The organism is Actinomadura fibrosa (assembly GCF_900659615.1).
GTDB lineage: Bacteria > Actinomycetota > Actinomycetes > Streptosporangiales > Streptosporangiaceae > Spirillospora > Spirillospora fibrosa.
In genome coordinates this window covers 1-4,559 of record NZ_CAACUY010000425.1, presented here as the reverse complement: position 1 = coordinate 4,559, position 4,559 = coordinate 1, and the positions used below count along the sequence as shown (strand labels likewise).

Genomic DNA, 4,559 nt, shown 5'->3' with positions numbered 1-4,559 from the left:
CCCCTCCTCCGGCGGACGCCGTGCGCGGCGTCCCGTCGGCCTAGGACTCCGCGCGGCGGCGACCCCGGCTCGGCAGGGCCGGGGCCGGACGGCGCCCCGCGGGGAACGCGGCCCGCCCCGCGGGCCGATCATCACGAGAGGAAGAGGATGAACAGCATGGACAGCATCACCGAAGAGGTCCAGGGCGGCGACGCGGCGGCGTTCGCGTTCGAGGCCGTCCAGAACGACAGTGCCCACACCGGCGACAGCGCCCAGTCCGGTTGCGGCTGTTGGGGCACGTGCGGTTGCAACAGCTGCCACAGCTGACGAGCCCGCATCCTGGGAACGGGGCCCTGACCGGCCCCGTTCCCCCGGTGTCCCGCTCGCCTGAGGCGCTTCTGAGGCGCTCTGACCTGCGGGGATGCGGTCTCGCGAAGTTTCTGCGAAAAAAAGTCCGCCGGGATGTCGATCCGGCGGGTGCCCGTGCGACGCGTCAGTGAAGGCCGATGAGACACCGCACGGAAGGACCACCGTCATGACCGCCGTTCACACCACCGCTCGCACCACCGCCACCGCCGCGTCCACCCGCCCCGCCGCCGCGTCCGCGGAAGGGCGCCGCGTCCTGCGCCGCGTGCTGTGGGGCGCGCAGATCCTGCTGGCGGCGTTCCTGTTCGCCGGGTCGGCGCTGCCGAAGTTCGCCGGGCAGGCGCAGGCCGTGGAGACGTTCAACGAGATCGGCTGGGGCCAGTGGTTCCGGTACGTGACCGGCGCCGTCGAGGCCGCCGGCGCGATCGGGCTGGTGGTGCCCCGGCTGGCCGGGCTCGCCGCGGCCGGGCTGATCGGCCTGATGGCCGGGGCCGCGCTCACCCAGATCCTGGTGCTGGAGCCCGCCTGGGCGGCGCTGCCCGTCGTGCTCGCCGTGGTGTTCGCCGCGGTGGCGTGGGACCGCCGGGAGGAGTCCCGGGAGCTGCTGAGGTCGCTGAAGCGCTGAACCCGCTCCCCGTGCCGGGTGCGGGAGGCCGTCCGCCGGACCGTCCCGAGGCACCGGCTTGGTCCGGCGGACGGCCCGGAGCCCCGAGGGGTTCCGGGCCGCCGGCCTCGGCGGTGCGATCAGGGCGGCCAGGTGATGAGGGTGTGGCCCCAGGTCAGGCCGGCGCCGAACCCGGCGAGCAGGACCAGGTCGCCGGGGCCGACACCGCGGGCGCGGACGGCGGTGTCCAGGGCGTAGGGGAGGCTCGCGGCGCCGATGTTGCCGACGTCCTGCCCGGCGATCGCCACCTGCGCGGGGCTCAGCCCGGCGTCGGCGGCCAGGGAGGCGACGAGGCGGGGGTTGGGCTGGTGGGGGACGACCAGGGCGAGGTCGGCGGGGCTGATCCCGGCGGTCCGGGACGCCTCGGTGACCAGCCGGGGGAAGATCGCGGTGATGAAGTCGCGGACGGCCCGGGCGTCCATGTGGATGGTGTGGCCGAGGGCGGCCAGGGTGGCGGGGCTGGCGGGGGCGCGGCTGCCGCCCGCGGGGATGAGGACGTCTCCGGCGCGGGATCCGTCCGAGCCGAGGACGACCGGGCCGAGCCCGTAGGGGCGGGCGACGGGCCCGATCACGGCGGCCGCGGCGCCGTCGCCGAACAGCGCGCGGGTGGCCCGGTCGCGGGGGTGCAGGAACCGGGAGTAGACCTCGACGCCGATGACCAGGGCGTAGGGCGGGGCGCCGCGCTGGGTCGACAGCCAGCCGACGGCGGCCTGGAGGCCGTAGACGAATCCGGTGCAGGCGGCGGCGACGTCGAACGCGGCGGCGGTGCGGGCGCCCAGCAGCGCCTGCACCCGGCACGCGGTGGAGGGGCCGAGCTCGTCGGGGGTGGAGGTGCCGAGCACGATGAGGCCGAGGTCGGCGGCGTCGAGGCGGGCGGCGTCGAGCGCGTGCCGGCCGGCGGCCGCGGCGAGGTCGGAGGCGGCCTCGCCGTCCCCGGCGACGTGCCGGCGGCGGATCCCGGTGCACCGCTCGATCCAGGACGGGGGCAGGCCCATCGAGCGGGAGAGGTCCTCGCTCGGGACCTGCCGGCCGGGGAGGTGGGAGCCGGTGCCCCTGATCCCCCACGCGAGCCGCGGGGCGGACGCCTCCTCGGGTGGGTGCCGTTCGGTTCGCGGTCCGCGGACGTCCGGTTGCCCGGTCATGCGTCGCTCCCCCCAACCGGCTCGGCGCCGGTGGTCGTGGTCGGCTCGCCGGCCGGGCAACGCGGGGGCGCGGCGGGCGCCGCCGGCCTCTCGCGCGGGTGGCGCGCGCTCTCGCCGAGGGCGACGACCTGCCGACACCACTGACAGTTGTCTGGCCGATTCCTTGAGTGAATAATCCCATTCCAGAGTCTTTGTTCGGCGACTCCTGGTCACGTGGCTTTTTAGCTGAGAAGAAAAGAGAGCCTTCCGTTCTGGTAAGGAGACCCGCGTGCCCTTCTCTTTCCGTATGGCCGAGGAGCTCAAGCCCGACGACGTCTACGCCTTCCTGTTCGCCGGCACCGGTTCGTCCGGAATGCCGGATCTGCTGTCCCTGGCCCGTTCGGGGCCGGCGGCCGGCCGCGCCGTCGCCGACGTCCTCGACGCCGTCCAGGAGGGGCTGCCGCGCTCGGGGTGGCCCTCGCTGCGCGCGATCCTGCTGACCGATCCCGCCGGGTACAGGGAGGCGGCGTGCGTGCCCGGCGTGGCGCAGCTGTCGGGGTACGCGACGTCGGTCGCGGTGGACCGGGCCCTGCGGGCGCTGGGCGTCCAGCCGGGGTTCGCGGTCGGGCAGAGCTTCGGGGAGATCGCCGCGCTGGTGTGCGCCGGGGCGTTCGGCATCGCCGACGGCGCCCGCATGGCCGTCGGGCTGGTGGAGGTGCTGGCGCGGTACGGCGCGGGCGGCGGGATGGGGCTGCTGGAGACCGGCGAGGACGGCGCCCGGGCGTGCGTCGCGGCGGCGGGCGCCCCGGAGGTGGTGGTCGCGTGCGTGAACGCGCCGTCGGCCACGGTGGTGAGCGGCCCGTCCGGGCCGCTGGAGGCGGTGCTGGGCGCGGCCGTGCGGCGCGGGGTCCGGTCGGTGCGGCTCGCGGTGCCCTACCTGGCGCACCATCCGGCGATGTCCGGCGCGGACGAGGAGTGGTACGCCCGGATCCGCGCGTTCCCGCAGCGGCCGCTGGAGGTGCCGGTGCACTCGCCGGTGCGCGGCCGCGCCTACCGCGACGAGGACGACCTGCACCGGGCGCTGGCCGACTGCATCGTCAAGCCGGTGCGGCTCCCGGAGACCCTGCGGGCGGTCCGCGACGCCGGCGCCACCGTGTTCGCCGAGGCCGGCGCGGGAGAGGCGCTGTGCCAGTGCGCGCGGCTGTCGCTGCCCGGCGCCCGCACACTGGTCCCGCTGCGCGGCCGCCCGTCCCGCCCGACCGCCCGTCACACGACCTCGCCCGGCCCGACCTCGCCCGGCCCGAGCCCGTCCGGTTCGGTCTCGTCCGGTGGGGCGCCGTCTCGCGCGTCCGGGCCCGGGGCCTCTTCCGATACCCGACCTTGAACAGGAGCGTTTCGATGGGCACCGGAACGGATGCCGGACTTCTGCGTTTCGTCCGGGGCGTCTCCCTGGACGAGGGGGCCCGGAAGTGGCTCGCCGAGGCCGTCCCCGGGGAGTTCTTCACCTACCCGGGCGGGCTCACGGCGGCCGAGCGGCAGGCCGTCACCTACGCGCGGCTGAGGCACGCGGGGCTGGCCGCGCCGCCGGCCGCCGAGCTGCTGGACGACCCGCCGGCGCTGTGCGCGCTGCTGGAGCGCGCGGCGATCGCCGATCCGGCGCTGTTCCACGTCATGCTGCTGCACTACACGCTGGCGCTCGGCCCGATCGTGCGGTTCGGCGCGGACGGGGAGGGGCCGCGGGAGGCGCGCGCGGCGCTGGAGTCGATGTCGGCGTTCGGTGCCCTGCTGATGACCGAGGCCGGGCGCAGCAACAGCCACCTGTCGCCGCGCACGCTCGCCCGCCACGATCCCGCGACGGGCGGGTTCGTGCTGAGCACGCCGGACGCCGCGGCGGTGAAGTTCCCGACGAACACGGCGCATCCGGACATCCCGAAGATCGCGGCGGTGTACGCCACGCTCGTCCACGGCGGGCGGGAGCGGGGCGTGTTCGTGTTCGTCGTGCCGGTGCGCGGCCTGGACGGGCGGGTCCCCGAGGGGGTCGCGGTGGTCCCGGCGCCCGAGACGAGCGGCCTGCCGGTCGACTACGCGGCCGTGCGGCTGGACGGATTGCGCGTGCCGCGGGAGTCGTGGCTGAGCGACGGCGCCCGCGTCGAGGCCGACGGCTCGTTCCATGACCCGGTGGGGTCTCCGGCGGCGCGGCTGACGCGGTCGATGGGGATCGGCCCGGCGGTGTGGCGGGCGGTGGTGTCGGCGTCGGCGGCGATCACGCGCGCGTCCGCGGGGACGCTGCTGGCGCATTCGGCGGGCCGCGCCACGCTGGGCCGGCTGGCGCCGCTGCGGCCGCTGACCGACTACCGCAACCAGCGGGAGGCGGTGCTGGGCGCGCTGGCGTCGGCGTACGCGCTGACCGCGGTCGCCCGGCACGTGAC

Annotated in this window: 5 protein-coding genes; 4 read left to right on the top strand and 1 reads right to left on the bottom strand. The window is 76.3% G+C overall.

Annotated elements, in window-relative coordinates:
- The first annotated feature begins 156 nt into the window (after nt 1–156).
- Both E1300_RS51020 and E1300_RS47775 read left to right on the top strand, forming a co-directional pair.
- The gene (locus E1300_RS51020) at nt 157–306 is read left to right on the top strand and encodes a hypothetical protein (RefSeq protein WP_165503331.1); all 150 of its coding nucleotides are present in this window, start codon (nt 157–159) and stop codon (nt 304–306) included.
- A gap of 208 nt (nt 307–514) precedes the next feature.
- On the top strand, nt 515–970 hold the full coding sequence (locus tag E1300_RS47775) for a DoxX family protein (RefSeq protein ID WP_131763875.1): 456 nt from the start codon (nt 515–517) through the stop codon (nt 968–970).
- A gap of 119 nt (nt 971–1,089) precedes the next feature.
- On the opposite strand, the gene E1300_RS47770 is transcribed toward E1300_RS47775, so the two are convergent.
- Nucleotides 1,090–2,151 (bottom strand): 3-oxoacyl-ACP synthase III family protein, encoded by a 1,062-nt coding sequence (locus tag E1300_RS47770; RefSeq protein ID WP_131763874.1) that lies wholly within the window; start codon nt 2,149–2,151, stop codon nt 1,090–1,092.
- Between the two features lie 268 nt (nt 2,152–2,419).
- Here E1300_RS47770 and E1300_RS47765 point away from each other — a divergent pair, with 268 nt between their 5' ends.
- Both E1300_RS47765 and E1300_RS47760 read left to right on the top strand, forming a co-directional pair.
- A complete protein-coding gene (locus E1300_RS47765; protein WP_242619873.1) occupies nt 2,420–3,514 on the top strand; it encodes an ACP S-malonyltransferase in 1,095 nt (364 codons plus the stop codon).
- Between the two features lie 14 nt (nt 3,515–3,528).
- On the top strand, nt 3,529–4,559 hold a 1,031-nt coding region (locus E1300_RS47760; RefSeq protein ID WP_503104952.1), incomplete at its 3' end, for an acyl-CoA dehydrogenase family protein.

Coding starts and splice junctions, on each gene's coding strand:
- E1300_RS51020 (WP_165503331.1), top strand. CDS start 157: ATGGACAGCATCACCGAAGAGGTCCAGGGCGGCGACGCGGCGGCGTTC.
- E1300_RS47775 (WP_131763875.1), top strand. CDS start 515: ATGACCGCCGTTCACACCACCGCTCGCACCACCGCCACCGCCGCGTCC.
- E1300_RS47770 (WP_131763874.1), bottom strand. CDS start 2,151: ATGACCGGGCAACCGGACGTCCGCGGACCGCGAACCGAACGGCACCCA.